Source organism: Lactobacillus sp. C449L, from assembly GCF_059900815.1.
Genome location: NZ_JBWXGA010000387.1, coordinates 1 through 412 on the forward strand (window position 1 = coordinate 1; position 412 = coordinate 412).

Sequence of the window (412 nt, forward strand, 5' to 3'; positions counted from 1 at the left end):
TACCAGCGGTTACTGACCCTGCAGGGGGTTCGTTTTATGTCGAGAAGCTTACAGATGATATAACGGAGGCGGTATGGGGGAAATTTCTTGAAATCGAACAGCAGGGGGGTATCATCCACGCTTTAAAAGAAGGCATCATCCAGGCGGAAATTGCAGATATTTTTCAGCAAAGGCAAAGAAACGCGGCTGTGCGGAAAGAAAGCATCATTGGAACAAATGTTTATCCAAATCCTGCTGAAAAAGTGAAAAAGGTGGAAAAAGCAACAGCTGAACCAAAGAAAACAACGGATTCCATCGAAATCACGCCAATCCCCAATCGAAGAGTCGCTGAAGAATTTGAAAGGATCCGCCTTCGCGCTGAAGCCCATGCAGCCAGCTGCGGGGAAATTCCAAAGCTTGGCTTGATCAATAT

At 46.1% G+C, this 412-nt stretch carries 1 protein-coding gene; it reads left to right on the top strand.

Annotation, left to right across the window (positions count from 1 at the left end; translation table 11 throughout):
- A partial coding sequence (locus tag AC2JF9_RS09915; protein WP_500727435.1) for a methylmalonyl-CoA mutase family protein occupies nucleotides 1-412 on the top strand: 412 nt, incomplete at both ends.